A 21,010-nucleotide genomic window follows, 5' to 3' on the forward strand; every position below is an offset into this window, starting at 1 on the left:
CTTCGTTCAGCGCGCGTGGCGTTGGCCGCGGCGGCGATAGGTATCCAGGATCACGGCCACCACGATGACGGCGCCGGTGATGATGCGCTTCATCGGCTCGCTCACGCCGACCTGGGCCAGGCCTGCTTCCAGTACCGAAATGATCAGCACACCGATGAAGGTGCTCACGATGGAGCCCCGGCCGCCCATCAGGCTGGTGCCGCCGATGACCACCGCCGCGATGACCTGCAGTTCCATGCCCACGCCGCCGTTGGGATCGGCCGCTTCCAGGCGCGAGACCTGGAACAGCGCCGCGATACCGGCCAGCGCGCCCATCAGGGCGAAGGCCAGGATCTTGCTGGGATTGGGGTTCACACCGGACAGGCGTACCGCTTCTTCATTGGTGCCGATGCCGATCCAGTAGCGGCCCAGCACGGTGCGGGTCAGTACCAGCTGGGCAATGATGACGATGGCGATGGCCGACAGGAAGGCTGGCGACATGCCGAAGAGCACGGGCGAGCTGATCACGTCCACGGCGCTGCCGATGTATTCGGTGCGCGAGTTGGTGACCTGGTAAGCCAGGCCGCGCGCGATTTCCAGCACGCCCAGCGAGACGATGAAGGAAGGAATGCGCCAGTGCACCGAGACCAGGCCGGTCAGCGTACCGCACAGTGCCGCCACCACCACGCCCAGGGGGGCTGCAGCGTACAGCGGCCAGCCCCAGCGCACCATGGCCATGGACAGCATCGAGGCCGCCAGCGCCATCACCGAACCGACCGAAAGGTCGATGCCGCCGATGATGAGGATGAAGGTCATGCCCACCGACATCACCACCAGTGGCGGGATGTCATTGGTGAGGGTGATGAAGGTGGCGGCGCTGAGGAAGTTCTCGCTCAGGAAGGCGAACATCACGCACATCGCCAGCAAGGCGGCCATCAGGCCCAGGTAGTTCTTGAAACCGGCCAGGTAGGCCGCTTGCCGGCTGGCGGCGGGGGTAGAGGAAGAAGTTTGCATCTGTCTCGTTCAATCTTGGCAGTTGATAGTCGGGGCCGCAGGGTCCGGCCGCTCAGGCGGTATTGCCCGCCACATGCGCCGCCGCAACGGCTTCCTGGCGTCCCACGTAACCGCTGAAGGCGGCCGCCAGGATGCGTTCCTGCGACCAGTCATCGCGGCTGAAGGTGTCAGCAATGCGGCCCGCGCTCATGACGGCGATGCGGTCACAGATCTGCATCAGCTCGCGCAGGTCGCTGGAGACCACCAGCAAGCCCTTGCCCTGCGCCGCCAGTTCCGCGAAGAGGCGATAGATATCGGACTTGGCGCCGATGTCGATGCCGCGTGTGGGCTCATCGAACAACATGATGGGGCAATCGCGGTACAGCCAGCGGGCAATCACCACTTTCTGCTGGTTGCCGCCCGACAGTTCGCCGGCGGCTTGTGCCACGCTGCCGCTGCGTATGCGCAGTTTCTTCACATACTCTTGCGCCACGCTGCTCTCGGCCGCGTGATCGAGCATGCCGGCGCGGCTCACGCTGCCCAGGTTGGCCAGCGAAGTATTGACGCTGATGGCTTGCGGTAGCAGCAGGCCCTGTCCTTTGCGGTCTTCGGTGACCATGGCGATGCCGGCCTTGACGGCATCCTTGGGACTGCGGATGCGTGCGGGCTGCTGGCTGTCGCCAATGAAGATCTCACCTTGTTCGGCGCGATCGGCGCCAAAGATCAAGCGCAGCAGTTCCGTGCGACCGGAACCGATCAGGCCGGCAATGCCCAGCACTTCACCTGCATGCAGCGCCAGGCTGGCCGGCTGGACGACGGGGGCGCGTCCCAGGCCACGGATGCGCAGCACCGGCGCGCCGATGCGGCGATGTTCGGCATCCAGGTCGACCTTGGTCAATTCACCGGCCATCAATTGCACCAGTTGCTCGGTCGAATAGCGGCCGATGTCGTCATTGCAGACCAGCTTGCCATCGCGCAGGACCACGATGCGGTCGGCGATGCGCTTCAGTTCTTCCAGCCGGTGCGAGATGTAGATGATGGCCACGCCTTCAGCGCGCAGGCGCTCGATGCGCGAGAACAGCAGTTCCACCTCGCGGTTGGTCAGCATGGCCGTGGGCTCGTCCAGGATCAGGCAGCGGCAGCTGCCGATCAGGTTGCGGGCGATCTCGACCATCTGCTGGTGGCCCAGGCCCAGGTCGCCGACCGGGGTCCACGGGTCCAGCTCACCGAGACCGACCACTTCCATCTGGGTACGGGCGGCCTCGGCCAGCTTCTTGCGGTCGATCCAGCCGAAGCGGCGCGGCAGTTTTTCCAGGAACAGGTTTTCGGCAATCGACAGCGTGGGGATCAGGTTCAGTTCCTGCATCACCATGCGGATGCCCAGGCCTTCCGCCTGGGTGCGCGATGCCGGTGCATAGGGTTGGCCATCCAGCGTCATGCCGCCGGCGCTGGCATCGACCAGGCCGCAGATGATCTTGGAGAGCGTGCTCTTGCCGGCGCCGTTTTCGCCGGTCAGGGCCAGCACCTGGCCCGGACGCAGGTCCAGGTCGATGCCATCGAGCACCGGTGCGGCATAGCTCTTGCCGATGCCGGACAAGGTAAGCAAGGGCGAAGCTTGGGAGGGAGAGTCGTTGGGCTGCATGGTTCTGTAGCGCACAAGGAGGGAGAGGCAAAGTCCCGCGCCCGGTCACGGGCGCAGGCACCTTGCGGAGAAGACGCCAGGGGCGCCGGTATTACTTGGTGACCAGCGAGACCTTGGTCTCGACCACGCCACCCAGGGCGCTTTGCGGCTTCTTCTCGGTCACGGCCTTGAGGGCGGTCTCGATGCCGAAGACGGCTTGCTGCTGGGCGAACTGGTCGACGGTGGCCAGCACGCGGCCATCCTTCAACATCGGCTTGATGGCGTTGATGTTGTCGTAACCGACCAGTTGCACCTTGCCGGTCTTGCCAGCGGCGCGGATGGCTGCCACGGCGCCCAGCGCCATGTTGTCGTTGCCGGCCAGGATGGCCTTGATGTCAGGATGGGCGTTCAGGATCGAGGCGGCGACCTTGTTGCCCTGGTCGATTTCCCACTGGCCCGACTGCACGGTCACGACATTCGCACCGACATCCTTCATCGCATCCTGGAAGCCCAGGGTGCGCTGCTGTGCGTTGAAGGTGGTGGACACGCCTTCGATGATGGCGACCTTGTCACCCTTTTGCAGCTGCTTGCCCAGGTAGTCGCCGGCCAGCTTGGCGCCCTTGCGATTGTCCGGGCCCACGAACGGCACGGTGATGCCCTTTTCCTTCAGGGCGGCGTCGTCGAGCTTGTTGTCGATGTTGACCACGATGATGCCGGCATCGATGGCCTTCTTGACCACCGGCACCAGGGCCTTGGAGTCAGCCGGGGCGATCACCAGGGCATTGACCTTGGAAACGATCATCTGCTCGACGATCTTGATCTGGTTGGCGGTGTCCTGCTCGTCCTTGATGCCGTTGGCGATCAGGTCGAACTTGCTGGCGTTGGCCTTCTGGTATTCGCGGGCACCGTTTTCCATGTTCAGGAAGAACTCGTTGGCCAGCGACTTCATGACCAGGGCCACCTTGGGCTTGGCCGGAGTCTGTGCCATGGCGGCACCGGGAAGGACTGCACATGCCAGGGCGGCGATGGCGAAATGGCGGCGGGTGAATTTGTTCATCTGGGTCTCCAGTATTGATGTTGCCGGCGTTTCCCAGGGCCTGTTCACACTTAATCTGCGAGTGCGAGAGGTCGCCAAGCGTTGACTGCCTAGGCGCAGCGACGCGCCGTGGTGGTGCCACGGCAAGGAGCTGCAACAACGGCAGGCGACGCTTGGCGGCCTCTCCCGGAGGGTTGCCCCCAGAAGGCGCGCTGGCCGCGTTGCACGTCAGGGCTGGTGGCACCACCACCAGCCCTGACGCGCGCCTTGCCACCACGCCTTCTGGGGGCAACGCATCTCGCAGATTAAGTGTGAACAGGCCCTAGATAGACGCCGTTATCGGTGCGCAAACGTTTGCGCGGATTGGAGAATAGCACCGCAAAAACAGAAAATAAAGCTGCGGTGCAGCTTTTTTTGATCCGGGGAGTGTGCAAAAGGAAGTGCCGGGCACGCGCTCAGGCAAGCCGAAACGACAAACGGCGGGAAGCGCCGGTCAAGCGCTTCCCGCCGTTCTGGCAGGTCGATGGGGTCATGCAATGACGACGCGCGCGGGTTACCAGCACGGCACCGCTCCCATGTCCTCGCCCTTGCGCGGGATGGGAAACGGCATGCTTCAGGCCAGCACTGGTCCTGTGCCCTCGCCTTGCGTCATGCACGCAGCGTCGAACTTCAGTCCGGGCTGCGTCGAGGTGAATGTGAGAGGATCAGTGACCGAAATGCGTGCGGCGCCAGACGTAGGCACCGAAGGCACAGCTCCCCACGATGACGTACATCGCGTACCACACGAGTGCCTGGCTACCGTAGCTCATGAGCAATTCCATCAGTTTCATGCTTGTCTCCTCTGCTTTTGATGGCCGGGCTGTTATTCGCCAGGCTTATCGTCCCAAGGGGTGAAAATATCGAAACGACAATATCCCCTGCTTGCTGCGGGCGCTGTTGTCAGTAGTGTCAGCATCGGCGCCCTTCCACGCCGCGCCGCTACAGGCCCGTGCAAGTATCTTGCTACTGCCAAAAGGTGATGTAAAGAATGGCTTGTTCTGCGCAGCAGCAATTCATGGCCGAGCTCGTTGCCGGCATTTCGTTGTCGCATGGATTCACTTCGCGATGTGGAAACGGAAGGCCCTCTTCACCCCCGTTTCCCCTCGGAATCGCACTAATGGTGTGCAATAACTTATTTTTTATATAATTTTTTGCAATGCAAAACCGAAAGTTGGTTAAACGTCGCCAAATGACGACTTGGCGCGTCTTGCAAGCGAATTTGTGATGTTTTTGTTAATCAATACGTCGTTTCTAATTCGCGGAAAGATATGTGGCCGTGATGTTCACGCTGCTTATATCTCTTTACGCCACAACACCAGCGTCCCGAGCAGGCCCGCGAGGATGGAGCCGCCCAGCACGCCCAGCTTGAGCTTGGCTTCGAAGTCCGGGGCGAGCCCCTGGAAAGCCAGTCCGCCGATGAACAGGCTCATGGTGAAGCCGATGCCGCACAGCATGCACACACCCACGAATTGCCTGGTGGTGGCTCCGGCTGGCGCGGCTGCCAGGCCGCTGCGGATCATCAGCCAGGCGGCGCCGAACACGCCTATGGTCTTGCCCAGCACCAGTCCGGCGGCGATGCCCAGCGGAATCGGTTCAAACAGGCTGCCCAGCGACATGCCTTGCAGCGAGACGCCGGCATTGGCGAAGGCAAACATGGGCAGCACCAGGAAAGCCACCCAGGGATGCAAGCCATGCTCCAGGGCAGCGGCCAGCGGCTCACCCCGCGCATCGCGCATGGGGATGGCCAGGGCCGTGACCACACCGGCCAGCGTGGCGTGGATGCCCGACTTGAGCACGCACACCCAGATCACCAGGCCCACCACAATGTAGACATCGGCGCGGCGCACGCCGCTGCGATTGAGCACCAGCAGCAGCAGCGTGCCAATTGCAGCAGCGGCCAGCATGCCCAGCGAAAGATTGTCGGTATAGAACAAGGCGATGACCACGATGGCGCCCAGGTCATCGATGATGGCTACCGCGGTGAGGAAGACCTTCAGCGAGGTGGGCACGCGCGAACCCAGCAGCATGACGATACCGATGGCAAAGGCAATATCGGTGGCTGCCGGAATGGCCCAGCCACGCAGGGCCACCGGATCTCCCAGGTTGATGAGGGCATAGATGCCCGCCGGCACCAGCATGCCACCCAGGGCCGCAGCCGCCGGCAGGATGGCCTGCTTGCGGGAAGCCAGTTCGCCTTCGACGAATTCGCGTTTGATTTCCAGCCCGACCAGGAAGAAAAACACTGCCATCCACAGGTCGTTGACCCACAGCAGCAATGGCTTGGCCAGGACCACCAGGCCACCGATGTCGACCTTGCCCGGAGTGCGGGTGAAGGCTTCGTAAGCTTCTTTCCAGCTGCTGTTGCTGATGATCAGCGCCAGCACCGCAGCGATGGCCAGCACGATGCCGCCAGCGGCTTCATGCGCGAAGAATCGGGTAAAAGCGTTGCCGCCCTGGGCCTGGTGAGGGGATGTGGTCAATGCCGGCTCCTTGGTGTGGTCGTCAAAACAAGGGCAGACTGTAACAAAGGCCGTGGCTTTTCACCAATCTTTCGGCCGGGCGCACCCGGGACGCGGGCAAAAAAAAGGGCCGTCCCTCTCCACAGGAACGGCCCGACCCTCCACACCACAAACCTTCATGACGGCTCTTTCAACCGCCCGATGCACCCGCTTGTCGGGCGCATTGCTTCATTTGTTCTTCAATCAGCGATAGACCAGCACAGGGACCTTGCTGTGCGCGAGCAGCTTCTGCGTCTGGCTGCCCAGCAAGAGGCGACCCAGCGTGGAACGCGCCTTGGAGGCCATGATGATGGCATCGCAGTGCTCGCGCTCGGCCACGCGCATGATTTCTTCGTAAGGACGGCCGCCCTGGGCCACCTGCACCGTGCACGGCACACCTTCTTCGCGGGCCATCGCGGTGATCATTTCAACGCTGGCCAGTGCACGTTCGCGGCCGGCTTCCTCGGTCCGCGCCACATCGACACCGACACTCACCTCGGGGATGGACAAGGCGCGCAGGTTACCCGCCACCGACAAGCCGACCAGCGTGCTGCCGCAGCTCTTGGCCAGCGCGATGGCGGCCTTCACGGATTCGTTGCACAGACGGGAACCATCGGTTGCCAACAGGATGTTCTTGAACATGATGACCTCAGCAGGTGACTTGATTGCGTTGACTTGGTATGACTGCATACTAAGCCCCGCTCACCTGAACAGACTTGACATGCATCAAGCCGCACCGGCTGCAGCGCCAGAGCTGGCGCGCATTTGCGCTGGATCAAATGGAACGGTCCGGAAGCCCGGTTCAGGGGCGAAAGGCGGAGAATCGCGCCACCAGTTGCGCCAGCACCGGCTTGAGCTGTTGCGCCAGCGACGCCTGCAGGGCGTAGGGCGCCTGCTCCTGCATGTAGCTGCGCTGGGCCAGTTCGAGCTGGATCGCATGGACCTGCTGGCCAGGCTGCCCGTAATGGCGGGTAATGTAGCCGCCTTTGAAACGGCCGTTCAATACAGCCGGATAGTGCGGCGCCAGATGCCGGGCCAGCGCCAGCAAGTCCTCGCCCAGGCCCGGCGCGCAGGCCGCACCGTCGGCCGTGCCGAAATTGAAGACCGGCAGTTCGCCCTCGAACAAGTGGGGAATGACCGAACGGATGGAGTGCGCGTCCCACAGCAGTGCAAAGCCGTGCAAGGCCTTCAGCCTGGCCAGTTCAGCCTGCAGGGCAGCGTGATAAGGGTGCCAGTAAACCTGCAGGCGGCGCGCGATCTCTTCGGCATCGGGTTCACTGCCGCTGCGGTAGAGCGGCAGGTTGTCGAATGTCGTCAGCGGACAGAGCCCGGTGGTGTTCTGCCCCGGATACAGGCTCTTTCCGTCGGCTGGCCGGTTGAGATCGATCACGTAACGTGAATGAAAAGGACGGATCACCGAAGCGCCCAGGTCGGCCGCAAAATCATACAGTTCGGCAATGTGCCAGTCGGTGTCGTCCACCTGCAGGCCGACCTCGCTGAAGGCGCCCATCAGGTCGTCGGGCAGGCGCGTGCCGACGTGCGGCATGGAAATGAGCAGGGGCGAACTGCCCTGGCGAAGTTCGTAGATCTCTTGCGGGGTGGCGTGCATCATTCAGTCCTCAGCTCTTCAATTCCTCAATCCTTCAACAAGTCGGCAATGGCATGGCGATAGGCCTGGCGGGCGCTGTCCTCCAGCCGATGCCGTCCGGCGCTGACGACCTGGCGGCCGCCGACGTAGACATCCTGGATGGGCTGGCCATCGTGCTCGCAAAATACCAGCGCCGAGAGCAACTGCGCCGGGCTGCGGTCCGCCAGGTTGACGTCCTGGCCGTCGAGTACCACGAAGTCGGCGCGCTGGCCCACCGCCAGTCCGGCAACGGCGCGCCCGCTGGCAGCGGCTCCCCCCGCGAGGGCTTGCGCGAACAGGCGGTCGGCCGTGGCCGGAGCCGCTTCCGAGGCCAGCACGTTGCGGCGGCGATGATGCAGGCGCTGGCCATATTCCAGCAGGCGCAGCTCCGAACGCAGGTTGATGGCGATGTTGCTGTCCGAACCGATGCCCCACGGGGTCGCCGATTGCAGCAATTGTGCGGCATCGATGATGCCGTCGCCGAGATTGGCTTCGGTGGTCGGGCACAAGCCCACCACCGCGCCGCTGGCCGCCACGGCCTGGTATTCCCCCAGGTCCATGTGGGTGGCGTGGATGAGGCACCAGCGGGCATCCACTTCCTGCAGCGAGAGCAGCAATTGCACCGGGCGCTGGCCGCACCAGGCCAGGCAATCCTGGATCTCGCGCCATTGCTCGGCGATGTGGATGTGGATCGGTGCATCCTGCCCGCCCTGCTGCTGCCGCAGGCCGCTGACCATCTCCGCCAGTCCCTCGGGGGCGACCGCGCGCAGCGAATGCGGTGCCAGGCCGTAGCGCCGCATGGGGCTTTCCGGCAAGGCGCGCAGCAGGTGCTCGCGCAGGGTCAGCAGGCTTTTGGGCGTACCGATGAAGCGCGCCTGCTCCGGGGAGGCCGGCTGGCTGCCGAAGCCGGCATATTGGTACAACACCGGCAGCAAGGTCATGCCGATGCCCGCGTCCCCGGCAGCCTGCATCAGGCGCAGGGCCAGTTCGGCACGATCCGCATAGGGCGCACCACCGGGGGCGTGATGCAGGTAATGGAATTCGCAGACCGAGGTATAGCCGGCCTTGAGCATCTCGATATAGAGATGACGCGCAATGGCTTCCTGGTGTTCGGGCTGCAGTCGCTGGGCAAAGCGGTACATCAGCTTGCGCCAGCTCCAGAATGAATCGGCAGGACTGCCCATGACCTCGGTCAGCCCGGCCATGGCGCGCTGGAAGGCATGCGAATGCAGGTTGGGCATGCCGGCGATGACCGGACCGGAAGCCTTTGCGGCCTGTCCGGGAGCGCTTGCCGGCTTGACTTCGACCAGTGTGCCGGCCGCATCCCAGCGCAGCAATACGTCGCTGCGCCAGCCTTCCGGCAGCAGGGCCAGGGGGCAGAACAGCGCATCTCCCGGCGCTTCGGTGGCGGGATGTTGGTGCAGGTGTTGCGGCGTATGTTCGCCCAGCGAAACCATGTGCTCACCTTTTTTCTTTGGCGGTTCTGTGGAAGGCAAACCATGCACGGGTTGGCGTGATGCGAATGCATTCCTGGTGTATGCCGGACATCGCGCTGCCGCCGTGGGCGGGTGGAATCAGCGTGGCGTCGGCGCCTTCAACGCTTACATGAGGGATCCTTGTCAGTGGTCCGAAGAATGCAGACTACCAGTACCACCGAGCCCGGTGTACACACCAGATCGGGCAAGGGCACTGCAGGGTCTTCGCGCAGGCGGGCGAACTCGCCCCGGCGCAGGGGCTGCTGCAGGCCGTACTCATCCGACAGGCTGGCCGCACCTTGCGCCACGTACACCAGCACACTGTGCCTGGGCAGGCTGCGCGCATGCTGCTGGGCCAGCACCACCACCCTGCCCTCGGCGTATTCACGCCGTACCATCAGGTTGAAATCCAGCGTGGGGGCACCGTGCAGCTGTACCGTGATGGCCTGTTCACCCGGGAAGGGATACGGAACGAAGGCCCGCGCCAGGTCGTGCACCTGCCGCCCCTCGCTATGCATGGTGAAGCCGCCGCCTTCGAGCAGGACGATGGTGCGATCGATACCGGCAAAGCAGGAAAACGCCCCATCGGCGCCCACATCGGCCACGCTGGCGCGCCACACGAAACTGCCGAAATCGGCCTCCGGCGGTTCCACGCAGAGTTCACGGGTCTGGCCGCCCTCGTTTTTCCAAGGGACGGCGGCAATGCGCCCCAGCTCGCCAACGAAGGCGATCGCACTGGCGCGCGCCACCATGCCGGCGGCCGGCGCGGAATGGACCTCAGGCGCCATGCACCACCTCCCGGGCCAGCATGGTTTGCAAGAAACTGCGGGTACGGGCTTCCCTGGGTGAAGTAAATATCCCGGAAGGCGGCCCGGATTCAACGATGCTGCCATGATCCATCACCACCACCACATCGGCGACCTCGCGCGCAAAGCCCATTTCATGGGTGACGATCAGCATGGTCATGCCTTCGGCGGCCAGGTCTTTCATCACCTGCAGCACTTCACCGACCAGCTCCGGGTCCAGCGCCGAGGTGGGCTCATCGAAGAGCATCACCTTGGGCTCCATGGCCAATGCGCGGGCGATGGCCACGCGCTGCTTCTGCCCGCCGGACAAGGTGCCGGGATAATCCCGCGCCTTGTGCTCCAGCCCGACCTTCCTGAGCAGCCGCAGGCCTTGCTCCTGCGCCGTCTTGCGTGGCACGCCGCGCAGGCAGGTGGGCGCCAGGGTGATGTTGTCCAGTACGTTCAGGTGCGGGAACAGGTTGAAGGACTGGAACACCATGCCCACCTCGGCGCGCAGGGCGTCGAGCAGGGGCTCGGGCATCATGCGCCCGCCCTCCACCACCGGATGGCCACAGACCACTGCGGTACCGCCCTCGGCAGTTTCCAGCCCGTTCAAGCAGCGCAGCAAGGTGCTCTTGCCGCTGCCGCTGGGACCGATGATGACCACCACCTGGCTGGGGGCCACGGTGAGGTCGATGTCCTTGAGGACGAGGTGGCTGCCGAAGGACTTGTTCAATCCCTTGACGTCGACGATGGCCTGTTGCATCACACCCTCCCTTCAGAACGCAGGACTTTCTCGATGCGCCGCAGTACCAGCGTGGTCACGCTGGTGAGCACCAGGTAGATGAATGCGATGACCAGATAGGTTTCCAGCGAGCGATAGGTGATGCTGATGATCTTCTCGCCTTCATGCATCAGGTCGGCGATGGTCAGCAGCGACACCAGTGCGGAATTCTTGATCAGCGCGATGAATTCATTGCCCAGCGGCGGGATCATGCGCACGAAGGCCTGCGGCAGGATCACGCGGCGCATGGCCATGCGATAGGGCAAGCCCAGCGAGCGCGCCGCTTCCATCTGGCCGCGCTCGATGGACTGGATCGCGCCGCGCACGATTTCCGACACGTAGGCCGCACTGTAGATGCCCAGGCCGAGGATGCCGCAGACATAGGCCGGCAGGATCACGCCCACATGCGGCAATCCGAAGAACCACAGGAACAGTTGCACCAGCAAGGGGGTGCCGCGCACCAGGGTGAGATAGAAAGTACAGGCGGCGTAGAGCGTACGGCGTTGCGGATTCAAGCGCCCCAGGCCGACCAGCAGGCCCAGCACGCATCCCAGGACCAGCGAGGCGGCGGTGATTTCCACGGTCACCAGGGTGCCGTGGAGGAGCGAGGGCCAACTGTCCCAGACGCCCGAAAAATCCAGTTTCATGAAGTGCTCCGGCAAAAGGAGTCGCATGCCCGGTCAGCGCCGGGCGGACCGAGTCAACCATGGACGGGGAAATGAGAGCGCCCGGCGGAGCTGCCAGGCCAGGCGCTCAGGACCTCAGTCTTTGCGGGTGAACCACTTGTCGGTAAGGGCGTCGTAGGTCCCGTTCATGCGCAGGGTCTGCAGGGCCTTGTTGAGCTGCTCGGCCAGCGCGGTATCGTTCTTGCGCAGCGCGAAGCCATACAGTTCGGTGGTCAGGCCCTTGTCCAGCACGCGCACCAGGGGCTGGGTGCGGGCATACTCCACAGCGGCCGGACGGCCGGTCACCACGGCATTGACGCGTCCGGTGGCCAGCAGGTCGAACATGGCCTGGTTCTTCTCAACCTCCACGCGTTCAACGCCAGGGAAGTTGTCGCGCAGGTAGCTCACCGACTTGGTACCGACCTGCACCGAGACGCGCTTGCCGCGATTGAGGTCTTCCGGCACCTTGATGCTGGTGTCGTCACGACGCACCAGTACGGCCAGGCCGCCACGGTAATAAGGATCGCTGAAATTGACGACCTTGCGGCGCTCGTCGGTCATGTAGATGGCCGAAGCGGCGATGTCGAAGCGGTTGGAGATGAGGCCGGGGATCAGGCCCTTGAAATCGATATCGATCCACTGGATCTTCTTGCCCATGGTCTTGGCCAGGGCTTCCATCAGTTCGATATCGAAGCCGGTGCGCTTGCCATCCTTGACGAACTCCATCGGCGGGAAGGTGGCATCGGTACCGACGCGGATCACGTTGCCATCGGCGCGCGCGGCGGGTGCAGCGGCCACCAGCAGGGCCAGGCTGGCCGTGACGGCGCAAAGCAGCTTGGAAAGCTTCATCATGGGTTCCTCAGTAGAAACGACGATATGGTCTGGACGCCGGGCAACCGGCGCGACGGACAGCAACTCCCTGGGACCGGGGCCGAAGCGGCCCCTGCCCTCCGCGTCCAGCCAGCACCGTCTTCTGCGGACGGCGCAGCCTGACTGGCTTAAAAACGATTACAAATGCGCTGGGCCGATTCCACCGTCATGCGGACCAGTTCCTGTTCGCGGTTGCCCACGCGCAGGGCCGGTGCCATCAGGGTGATGGTGCCTTCGAGGCGGCCGTTGGAGGTCATGATGGGTACCGAGACGCCCCACACGCCCAGGTCCACTTCGCTCTCGCTGATGGAATAGCCGCGACGGCGAATCTCATCGAGCTGCGCTTCCAATGCGGCGGCTTCCTCGGGCTTGTCGCCCAGCTGGTCGGCCAGCAGTTTTTGCTGGAGCTTGCGTGGCATGAAGGCCAGCAGGCTCTTGGCCGATGCTCCCTTAAGCAAGGGATGTGCCCGGCCCTTGGTGAAAGAGCAGCGCAGCGGCTGGTCGCTTTCTTCCATGGCGATGCAAACCATCTGCCCATTGATCGGCACCAGCAGGCCCACGCTCTCGCCGCTGCGCTGGACCAGTGAAATGATTTCCTCGCGGCTCTGGCTGATCAGGTTGGAATTCTGGTCGAACCCCCACGCCAGCTGCACACCGGTCGGACCCGGCTCGAAGGTGCCGGAATTCATGTGCTCCTGCAACAATCCCCACTTCTTCAGGGATGCCAGGTGGCGATAAACAGTACTGACCGGTTGTTGCACCATCGCAGCAATCTGCTTGGCACTGACGGGCTTGCCGGCACGAGCCACGCCGGCGAGTACGTGGAGAACGCGGTCAACGATGGTAGAGGTTTGTGGTGAGTCCATGACGGCAATATAAGGTTAAATTCTCACTTTGGGCGAACGATTCCCGTATATGGGGAAATAAATAGAAAAATTTTGAGTCGCTTTTTCATATATTCCCAGCGGGCGGCTGAATTTTCTCACCTGTAACGAAAATTGCCTCATGCTATTTTTTTACTGGGTAGTGCCGAAAATATTCTAGTGTCGACACTTCTTCCCTTTTTTGGGCAAAGTGCTATGATGAAACGCATCAAATCCATTGGATTGTCGACACGGTAAAAAACCCATGAGCGAGCTGATTGCACTGCCTGGTGCCGAACGCGACGGAGAAACACTCTCCGAACACGTTTTTCGCAAGATCCAGAGCGCCATCGTGCAGGGCGAGATCGCGCCCGGCAGCAAGATTTCCGAACCCGAACTGGCCCGCACCTATGGCATCAGCCGTGGCCCCCTGCGTGAAGCCATTCACCGCCTGGAAGGCCAGAACCTGCTGGTGCGCGTGCCCCACGTGGGCGCGCGGGTGGTGTCGCTGACCCTCGAAGGCCTGGTGGAACTGTTCCAGATCCGCGAATCGCTGGAAGGCATGGCCTGCCGCCTGGCCGCCCAGCGCATGAGCCGCGCCGAACTCGACGAACTGCGCCGGGTGCTGGAGACGCACGAGAAGGACGAGGCCTTCCAGGCCGGACGCGGCTATTACCAGCAGGAAGGCGACTACGACTTCCATTACAAGATCATCCAGGCCAGCGGCAACCAGATCCTCACCCGCATCCTCTGCGGCGAGCTGTACCAGTTGGCCCGCATGTACCGCATCCAGTATTCCGCCGCGCCCAACCGGCCACGACAGGCCTTTGCCGAACATCACCGCATCCTCGATGCCCTGGCCGATGGCGACGGTGAGTTGGCCGACCTGCTCATGCGGCGCCACATCGGCGCCTCCCGCCGCAACATCGAACACCAGATCGCCCAGGCCGGACCCGGCAGCGCCGGCCGCCAGCGCGAGCAAGCCTCAACGTAATCCCCTGCACAACAACCATTCCATCAACGAGACACGAGCCAACCGCCATGAATACCCAATACCGCAAGCAACTGCCCGGCACCCGACTGGATTATTTCGATGCCCGCGCCGCCGTGGAAGCGATCCGTCCTGGTGCGTGGGACACCCTGCCCTACACTTCCCGCGTGCTGGCAGAAAACCTGGTGCGCCGCTGTGATCCGGCGACCCTCACCGATTCGTTGCGCCAGCTCATCGAACGCAAGCGCGAACTCGACTTCCCGTGGTTCCCGGCGCGCGTGGTGTGCCACGACATCCTGGGCCAGACCGCGCTGGTGGACCTGGCCGGCTTGCGCGACGCGATTGCCGACATGGGCGGCGACCCGGCCAAGGTCAATCCGGTGGTCCCGGTGCAACTGATCGTGGACCACTCGCTGGCGGTGGAATGTGGCGGCGATGACCCGCAGGCCTTCGAAAAGAATCGCGCCATCGAAGACCGCCGCAATGAAGACCGCTTCCACTTCATCGACTGGACCAAGCTGGCCTTCGAAAACGTGGACGTGATCCCGCCCGGCAACGGCATCATGCACCAGATCAACCTGGAGAAGATGTCGCCGGTGATCCATGCCAAGGATGGCGTGGCCTTCCCGGACACCCTGGTGGGCACCGACAGCCACACCCCGCACGTGGACGCGCTGGGCGTAATCGCCATCGGCGTGGGCGGCCTGGAAGCGGAAAACGTCATGCTGGGCCGCGCCTCCTGGATGCGCCTGCCCGACATCATCGGCGTGGAACTGACCGGCCGCCGTCAGCCCGGCATCACCGCCACCGATATCGTGCTGTCGCTGACCGAATTCCTGCGCAAGCAGAAGGTGGTGGGTGCCTACCTGGAATTCTATGGCGAGGGCGCAGCCAGCCTGACGCTGGGGGACCGCGCCACCATCTCCAACATGGCCCCGGAATATGGTGCGACGGCGGCCATGTTCTCGATCGACCAGCAGACCATCGACTACCTGAAGCTGACCGGCCGCGAAGATGAACAGGTCAAGCTGGTGGAAACCTATGCCAAGGAGGCCGGCCTCTGGTCCGATAGCCTCAGCAAGGCCGAGTACGAGCGCGTGCTGCGCTTCGACCTCTCCACCGTGGTCCGTACCCTGGCTGGCCCGAGCAATCCGCACAAGCGCCTGCCGGTGTCCGAACTGGCCGCCCAAGGCATCGCCGGCAAGGTCGAGAACGAACCCGGCAAGATGCCCGATGGCGCCGTCATCATCGCCGCCATCACCAGCTGCACCAATACCAGCAACCCCCGCAACGTGATCGCGGCGGCCCTGCTGGCGCGCAATGCCAATCGCCTCGGCCTGGCCCGCAAGCCCTGGGTGAAGAGTTCGCTGGCGCCTGGCTCCAAGGCGGTCGAACTCTACCTGGAAGAAGCGGGCCTGACCGCCGACCTGGAAAAGCTGGGCTTTGGCATCGTCGCCTTTGCCTGCACCACGTGCAACGGCATGTCCGGCGCGCTTGACCCGAAGATCCAGCAGGAAATCATCGACCGTGACCTCTACAGCACTGCCGTGCTGTCCGGCAACCGCAACTTCGACGGCCGCATCCACCCTTACGCCAAGCAGGCCTTCCTGGCTTCGCCGCCGCTGGTGGTGGCCTATGCCATTGCCGGCACCATCCGCTTCGATATCGAACAGGACGTGCTGGGCGTCACCGCCGAGGGCCGCGAAATCCGCCTGAAAGACATCTGGCCCAGCGATGAGGAAATCGATGCCGTGGTCGCCAGCGCAGTCAAGCCGCAGCAGTTCCGCAATGTCTACACCCCGATGTTCGCCGCCCGTGTGGATCGCAGCCAGTCGGTCAGCCCGCTCTATGACTGGCGTCCCCAGAGCACCTACATCCGCCGCCCGCCCTATTGGGAGGGCGCGCTGGCCGGTGAGCGTACGCTCTCGGGCATGCGTCCCCTGGCCGTGCTGGGCGACAACATCACCACCGACCACCTCTCGCCCTCCAACGCCATCCTGCTCGACAGCGCGGCCGGCGAATACCTGGCCAAGATGGGCCTGCCGGAAGAAGACTTCAATTCCTACGCGACCCACCGCGGCGACCACCTGACCGCCCAGCGCGCTACCTTCGCCAATCCCAAGCTGTTCAACGAAATGGTCAGGAAGGCCGACGGCAGCGTGCAGCAAGGCTCACTGGCGCGCCTGGAGCCGGAAGGCCGTGTCATGCGCATGTGGGAAACCATCGAAACCTACATGGAGCGCAAGCAGCCGCTGATCATCATCGCCGGTGCCGACTACGGCCAGGGTTCTTCGCGCGACTGGGCGGCCAAGGGCGTGCGCCTGGCCGGTGTGGAAGCGATCGTGGCAGAAGGCTTCGAGCGCATCCACCGGACCAACCTGATCGGCATGGGCGTGCTGCCGCTGGAATTCAAGGCCGGTGAAAACCGCAATACCTACGGCATCGACGGTACCGAAACCTATGATGTCATCGGCCAGCGCCGTCCGCGCGCCGACCTGACGCTGGTGATCCACCGCAAGAATGGCGAACGCGTGGAAGTGCCGGTGACCTGCCGCCTCGATACCGCCGAAGAAGTCTCGATCTACGAGGCCGGCGGCGTGCTGCAGCGCTTTGCCCAGGATTTCCTGGAAGCCTCGGCCAACGCCGGCCAGAACGCCAAGGAACAAGCATGAGCCAAGTCCCCCAGATCCGCATCCCCGCCACCTACCTGCGTGGCGGCACCAGCAAGGGCGTTTTCTTCAAGCTCGACGACCTGCCCGAAACCGCCCGCGTCCCGGGCCGTGCGCGCGACAAGCTGCTGCAGCGGGTGATCGGCAGTCCCGATCCTTACGGCAAGCAGATCGATGGCATGGGCGGCGCAACGTCCAGCACCAGCAAGACGGTCATCATCTCGCGCAGCGAGCGGCCCGGCCATGATGTCGACTACCTGTTCGGCCAGGTCTCCATCGACAAGGATTTCGTCGACTGGAGCGGCAATTGCGGCAACCTGTCTGCAGCTGTCGGACCTTTCGCGATTTCGGCCGGTCTGGTGGACCCGTCCGGGCTGCCGCAGGATGGCGTGGCCGTCATCACCATCTGGCAGGCCAACATCGGCAAGACCATCGTGGCCCACGTCCCCATGCGCGGCGGACAAGTACAGGAAACCGGTGACTTCGAACTCGATGGCGTCACCTTCCCCGCTGCCGAAGTCCAACTGGAATTCATGGATCCGGCCGCTGAGGAAGAAGGCGCGGGTGGCGCCATGTTCCCCACCGGCAATGTGGTCGATACCCTGGAAGTGCCTGGCGTGGGCAGCTTCAAGGCCACCATGATCAATGCCGGGATCCCGACCATCTTCCTCAATGCCGACGAGATCGGCTATACCGGCACTGAACTGCAGGAGGCCATCAACGGCGATCCCGCCGCACTGGCCCGCTTCGAGACCATCCGCGCCCATGGGGCGATCCGCATGGGGCTCATCAGCAAGGTGGAAGAAGCCGCGACCCGGCAGCACACCCCCAAGGTGGCCTTCGTCGCACCGCCCAAGCAATATGTGTCTTCCAGCGGCAAGACCGTCACCGTGCAGGATACCGATGTCCTGGTGCGTGCCATGTCCATGGGCAAGCTGCACCACGCCATGATGGGCACGGCTGCCGTGGCCATCGGTACGGCAGCCGCCATTCCGGGCACGCTGGTCAACCTGGCTGCCGGTGGCGGCCAACGCAACAGTGTGCGCTTCGGCCATCCGTCCGGCACCTTGCGTGTGGGTGCAGAGGCCAAGCTGGAAGACGGCCAGTGGGTCGTCACCAAGGCCATCATGAGCCGCAGTGCGCGCGTATTGATGGAAGGCTGGGTGCGCGTGCCGGGGGATGCGTTCTGAGCCGACGCTGTACCGGGCTCCCGCAGACATGAAAAAAGCCGGCCACCTTGCGGTGCCGGCTTGATCGGCTTGCGGGTCCAGGGTGGACTCAGACGCGGTAGATTTTCTCCCCGGTCTGGACGATCCTGAATTTCTCGTTGGTCAGGGGATCCAGCGCGCGACCGTCGGCCAGCTTGTAGCTGCGGCTGAAGGCCTGGGCCGCTTCATCGGCCTCGTCCTGCTGCGTCTGGTACACCTCTACGTGGTAAGGTGCGCCGGTCTTGCCCTTGGCATCGAATTTTTCCACCAGATCCATATGTCGTCTCCTTAGTCGTGGCCTAGCGCCAAGGTCAACGATAGCAGATTTGGCGCGGCTTTCCAGCGCATTGCATGTTGCAGCGCACAGAGATGAAGCTTTGTGCGCTGCTTGCTGCCTCATCAGAAGTGCAAGGTCACGCCGACACCGAACTGGCGTGTCACCTCAGCCTTGTTCAGGCCGAATTTGGCACCGGCATCGATGTCCACCGTCTTGTTGGGCGACCAGATGGCGCCCACCAGGGCATACGACGGCAGCTTCTTGCTGCTGGCATCCGGATTCTGCGCCACGCCGGTATCGGCCACCAGGCGCCATTGTTCATTGATCCCATACCAGACCGCCGCCGAGGCCCGCCACAGGGTCTTGCGCTGGCCTTGCTGGTCTTTCTCCAGCTTGAAACGGCTGTAACGCAGGCCCAGGTTGCCGTGCAAGGTCCACGGACCGGTTTCATAGGAGGCGATGCCGGTCAGGCCCATGCCGTTCTTGCCCGTTCCCAGGCCCTTCTCCTCGTCGCCGCTGGGCATGAAGAATTCTGGCTTCAGCGCCAGCGCCAGGCCCTCGGCCTCGTAGAAGCGCCACTTGGCGCCCACCGAGACGTCTCCCACGCCGGTGCCGGTCGGCGACTGGAAGGTCTGCGGCAAGTTGAAGAACAGGTCCAGCTTGTCGGTCACGCCGTAGGTGAACGTCAACGCGCCCACATGGCCGGCATTGCCGTTCTGCTTGCTCCAGTCGGTATTCATTTCGAGCTGGATACCGCCGGCTCCCTGCACGCCCGCATCATCGGTCACCAGCGGGTGGGCCGCAAAGGCAGAATGGCTGGCCGCCAGCAACAGTGCACCCAGGCAGGACAGCTTGATGATTTTGTTATTCATGGAATGACCCCACTTTCTCGTGTTTTTTTGATCGGTACGGCATTTGCCCGGCCGCCACGATGACACACCCCCACCTGCCACGGGCGTGACAGGGCACGTCGCAGGCGACGAATACAGCGATGTGGTCAGAGCGAACCGAAGGGAAATCGCGCCGCTGCCATGCCGGAACACATTAGCAAACGTGCGCGCCTTGCATTGCGCACAGCAGAGGTGCAGGCAAGGCCCATTTGATGAATATGTCCACGTTGGTGGCTGCGGTAAATGCCGTGGCTTTTACGGAAGGAACATCAATCTGGCTGGGTTCATCGAGCCTTGCTCGCCGCTGGAAGCGAAGTCCGGGCAGGGTCTGATGATGACGGGGCAACGATGGCCGCAGAGGGGCCTGCAGCGGTCCTGACGGTCAACAGAGGTGCTTCACTTCCAGAGCGAGGGGGATAGTAACATCGGCGCCTGACAAAACAGCAACAAAAAACTTCGATTTTTGCTGACTAAATCTGACGATTCTTGCAAGCCATTCACTCCGGCTTCTCGGCGGCCTCAGCCAGTTCCGCACCGATCTCGCGCAACACGCGGGTAGGTACCTTGAGCAAGGCGCCCCAGTCACTCCAATCCCAGGAAACGCGGCCGCACAGGTATTCCAGGCTGGAGAGCGGCAGTTCGAAGCGCTCACCCAGTGCCAGGAGGCGCGGCAGCAAGGCGGCCCGTTCGGCATCGGTTGCCACACAGACGTCGGCCACGCAGGCCGCCAGTTCCAGCAGGCGGATCAGGCGCTGCTGGCGGTCTTCCTCATCCATGCCGGTATTGTCGGCATCGTGGTGATAAAGCACGGTTTCACAGAAGAGCTTGGGGAAGTGCCAATCCTGCATCATGGCCGCAGCCAGCTCCAGATGATTGAAGCCGAAGATGTCCTTTTCTTCCTGCCGCAGTGGCGCGCCTTGCGCGCCCGTGCGCAGCAGCTCGCCATAACGCTTGGGACGCGCCGAGGCCAGGCCCAGGCGGCCGATATCGGCCAGCAGGCCGATGGTGAACATTTCTGCCGGCGGGGCCACCTGCAACAGGTCCCCCAGCGCCTGGCCGGCGCAGGCCATGGCGGTCGAACGGCTCCAGAAGAGGTCGTAGTCGAATTCCGTGCAGTCTCCCCGCCGCGCAGATTCGGTCAGCGAGATTGCCAGCGCCATCTGGCGTACCGCATGCAAGCCCACCATCAGCAGCAGTTCGACATTGACGGCCGCCACCATGCGGCCCTTGTTGATGTTGGGGATGTTGGCGATCTGGATCAGTCGGCCCGCCAGGATGGGGTCGCCCTGCACCTGCGCCACCAGCTCCGGCAGCGCAATGTCTTCCTGCTGGCACATCTGCATGATTTTCAGGCGCACGCCTGATGGAGCAGGCAGGACTTCGGAGTCCTGCAATTCACGGAAAACCTTGGGATCGACGTAATGAGACATGAGGATTCGTGTGATTCTTTTGGAGTTGATGCTTGGCGAGATGCCGCTTTAAGTTGACGACTAGCATACCCAAATAATGGGGGTTGTGCGTTGCGGCAATGCAAACGGAAATCAAGTTTTGCGGGGCAGTCCGGCTGGCTGGCTGACAGAAAGGCAAGACATGGTCCGACAGCCGGCGCATGCGCTTGCCATTAAGCTGACCGCAGGTCGCAAAGGCCGGCCCCTTTGCAGATGGCTTCATATAACCCGCTGCAAAGCCGCGACAAGAATGTGCCAAGCATGGACAAAGCCGGCCGGACACGGCACAACG

At 63.3% G+C, this 21,010-nt stretch carries 19 protein-coding genes; 3 read left to right on the plus strand and 16 right to left on the minus strand.

Going from position 1 to position 21,010, the window contains the following annotated elements:
- Nucleotides 1–6: 6 nt before the first annotated feature.
- The 13 genes from FYB76_RS09060 to FYB76_RS09115 form a co-directional block, all read right to left on the minus strand.
- The gene (locus tag FYB76_RS09060) at nucleotides 7–993 is read right to left on the minus strand and encodes an ABC transporter permease (protein WP_088753962.1); all 987 of its coding nucleotides are present in this window, start codon (nucleotides 991–993) and stop codon (nucleotides 7–9) included.
- Between the two features lie 52 nt (nucleotides 994–1,045).
- Complete coding sequence (locus tag FYB76_RS09065) at nucleotides 1,046–2,614, minus strand: sugar ABC transporter ATP-binding protein (protein ID WP_154133446.1); 1,569 nt, start codon at nucleotides 2,612–2,614, stop codon at nucleotides 1,046–1,048.
- 91 nt (nucleotides 2,615–2,705) lie between these two features.
- Nucleotides 2,706–3,650 (minus strand): sugar ABC transporter substrate-binding protein, encoded by a 945-nt coding sequence (locus tag FYB76_RS09070; protein ID WP_039788120.1) that lies wholly within the window; start codon nucleotides 3,648–3,650, stop codon nucleotides 2,706–2,708.
- A gap of 683 nt (nucleotides 3,651–4,333) precedes the next feature.
- Nucleotides 4,334–4,459, minus strand: coding sequence for a hypothetical protein (locus tag FYB76_RS26990; RefSeq protein ID WP_255475291.1), 126 nt, complete (start codon nucleotides 4,457–4,459; stop codon nucleotides 4,334–4,336).
- 501 nt (nucleotides 4,460–4,960) lie between these two features.
- The gene (nhaA, locus tag FYB76_RS09075) at nucleotides 4,961–6,148 is read right to left on the minus strand and encodes a Na+/H+ antiporter NhaA (protein ID WP_154133447.1); all 1,188 of its coding nucleotides are present in this window, start codon (nucleotides 6,146–6,148) and stop codon (nucleotides 4,961–4,963) included.
- A gap of 222 nt (nucleotides 6,149–6,370) precedes the next feature.
- Complete coding sequence (locus FYB76_RS09080) at nucleotides 6,371–6,808, minus strand: universal stress protein (protein ID WP_088753959.1); 438 nt, start codon at nucleotides 6,806–6,808, stop codon at nucleotides 6,371–6,373.
- A gap of 160 nt (nucleotides 6,809–6,968) precedes the next feature.
- On the minus strand, nucleotides 6,969–7,778 hold the full coding sequence (gene hutG, locus FYB76_RS09085; protein ID WP_154133448.1) for an N-formylglutamate deformylase: 810 nt from the start codon (nucleotides 7,776–7,778) through the stop codon (nucleotides 6,969–6,971).
- Nucleotides 7,779–7,801: 23 nt separating this feature from the next.
- A complete protein-coding gene (locus FYB76_RS09090) occupies nucleotides 7,802–9,250 on the minus strand; it encodes a formimidoylglutamate deiminase (protein WP_154133449.1) in 1,449 nt (482 codons plus the stop codon).
- A 137-nt stretch (nucleotides 9,251–9,387) separates the two neighbouring features.
- A complete protein-coding gene (locus tag FYB76_RS09095; protein ID WP_088753956.1) occupies nucleotides 9,388–10,056 on the minus strand; it encodes a HutD family protein in 669 nt (222 codons plus the stop codon).
- Complete coding sequence (locus tag FYB76_RS09100; RefSeq protein ID WP_154133450.1) at nucleotides 10,046–10,819, minus strand: amino acid ABC transporter ATP-binding protein; 774 nt, start codon at nucleotides 10,817–10,819, stop codon at nucleotides 10,046–10,048. Before FYB76_RS09100 ends, FYB76_RS09095 begins: the two co-directional genes overlap by 11 nt.
- Nucleotides 10,819–11,484: an amino acid ABC transporter permease gene (locus FYB76_RS09105; protein WP_154133451.1), complete on the minus strand. Its 666-nt coding sequence runs from the start codon at nucleotides 11,482–11,484 to the stop codon at nucleotides 10,819–10,821. Before FYB76_RS09105 ends, FYB76_RS09100 begins: the two co-directional genes overlap by 1 nt.
- A gap of 114 nt (nucleotides 11,485–11,598) precedes the next feature.
- Nucleotides 11,599–12,351, minus strand: coding sequence for a glutamine ABC transporter substrate-binding protein (locus FYB76_RS09110; protein WP_088753953.1), 753 nt, complete (start codon nucleotides 12,349–12,351; stop codon nucleotides 11,599–11,601).
- A 149-nt stretch (nucleotides 12,352–12,500) separates the two neighbouring features.
- Nucleotides 12,501–13,238, minus strand: a complete 738-nt coding sequence (locus FYB76_RS09115; RefSeq protein ID WP_088753952.1) for an IclR family transcriptional regulator — start codon at nucleotides 13,236–13,238, stop codon at nucleotides 12,501–12,503.
- A gap of 262 nt (nucleotides 13,239–13,500) precedes the next feature.
- Between FYB76_RS09115 and FYB76_RS09120 the strand changes: the two genes are divergently transcribed.
- The 3 genes from FYB76_RS09120 to prpF are packed head-to-tail and all read left to right on the plus strand — an operon-like array spanning nucleotide 13,501 to nucleotide 18,085.
- Entirely contained in the window at nucleotides 13,501–14,229 is a 729-nt protein-coding gene (locus FYB76_RS09120; RefSeq protein WP_154133452.1) for a GntR family transcriptional regulator, read from the plus strand.
- A gap of 47 nt (nucleotides 14,230–14,276) precedes the next feature.
- Nucleotides 14,277–16,898, plus strand: coding sequence for a Fe/S-dependent 2-methylisocitrate dehydratase AcnD (gene acnD, locus FYB76_RS09125; RefSeq protein WP_154133453.1), 2,622 nt, complete (start codon nucleotides 14,277–14,279; stop codon nucleotides 16,896–16,898).
- Nucleotides 16,895–18,085, plus strand: a complete 1,191-nt coding sequence (gene prpF, locus FYB76_RS09130; RefSeq protein ID WP_154133454.1) for a 2-methylaconitate cis-trans isomerase PrpF — start codon at nucleotides 16,895–16,897, stop codon at nucleotides 18,083–18,085. Before acnD ends, prpF begins: the two co-directional genes overlap by 4 nt.
- Before the next feature lie 88 nt (nucleotides 18,086–18,173).
- Here the strand turns inward: prpF and FYB76_RS09135 are convergent, their stop codons facing one another.
- The 3 genes from FYB76_RS09135 to FYB76_RS09145 all read right to left on the minus strand — a co-directional run bounded on the left by FYB76_RS09135 (nucleotide 18,174) and on the right by FYB76_RS09145 (nucleotide 20,700).
- Nucleotides 18,174–18,380 carry a hypothetical protein gene (locus FYB76_RS09135; RefSeq protein WP_034334193.1) on the minus strand — a complete coding sequence of 69 codons (207 nt, stop codon included), beginning with the start codon at nucleotides 18,378–18,380 and terminating at the stop codon, nucleotides 18,174–18,176.
- Between the two features lie 122 nt (nucleotides 18,381–18,502).
- Entirely contained in the window at nucleotides 18,503–19,252 is a 750-nt protein-coding gene (locus tag FYB76_RS09140; RefSeq protein WP_154133455.1) for a transporter, read from the minus strand.
- A gap of 515 nt (nucleotides 19,253–19,767) precedes the next feature.
- Nucleotides 19,768–20,700: an HDOD domain-containing protein gene (locus FYB76_RS09145; RefSeq protein ID WP_088753946.1), complete on the minus strand. Its 933-nt coding sequence runs from the start codon at nucleotides 20,698–20,700 to the stop codon at nucleotides 19,768–19,770.
- Nucleotides 20,701–21,010: the final 310 nt, after the last annotated feature.

It is taken from the genome of Herbaspirillum sp. CAH-3 (assembly GCF_009668275.1).
In the GTDB taxonomy this organism is placed as follows: domain Bacteria; phylum Pseudomonadota; class Gammaproteobacteria; order Burkholderiales; family Burkholderiaceae_D; genus Herbaspirillum; species Herbaspirillum aquaticum.